Source organism: Pseudomonas agronomica (genome assembly GCF_025917275.1).
Taxonomy (GTDB): domain Bacteria; phylum Pseudomonadota; class Gammaproteobacteria; order Pseudomonadales; family Pseudomonadaceae; genus Aquipseudomonas; species Aquipseudomonas agronomica.
Window position 1 is genome coordinate 1 of record NZ_JAOSHO010001021.1, and the last position, 519, is coordinate 519.

Here is a 519-nt window from a genome sequence, read left to right on the forward strand (position 1 = left end):
ATGTCACGACGAGTGGCGTGCCGGTGACCGGGGCATTCACCGACGCGGTATAAACCACGACGCCGCCTTCGCCCACGCCAGGCGTGGCCGTCAGGCTGACAGTCGACGTGTCGAGGGTATCAGTGACGTCAGTAACGGCCGGCGCGGTGCTCGGCACCAGGTTTTCGAAGTTGCCGCCGGTAGCCTTGTCGATGCTGACTTCGATTTTGCCGGCGTCTTTGTAAACGTCATCTTTGGGCGCATCGACCGTGACAGTGCCGGTGGTTGCGCCGGCATCGATGTGGATCACCGCACCATTGCTCAAGGTGACGGTGACTGGCGTGCCGGCGGCGTTGGTCAAGGTGGCGGTGTAAACAATCGAGCCACCCTCGGCGACGGTGTCAGTCGCGGACAGGGACAGGCCGGTGGTGTCCTGGGTATCGGTCACCGTGGTGTCCGCAGGCTTGCCATCGATGTCCAGTTTTTCGTAATTGCCACCTTGGGCGTCGTCGATCTTGACGCTCAGGTTGTTGCCGCCAG

At 62.2% G+C, this 519-nt stretch carries 1 protein-coding gene; it reads right to left on the reverse strand.

What is annotated here, in order from left to right; translation table 11 throughout:
- A partial coding sequence (locus OC610_RS28700; RefSeq protein WP_264433164.1) for an immunoglobulin-like domain-containing protein occupies positions 1-519 on the reverse strand: 519 nt, incomplete at both ends.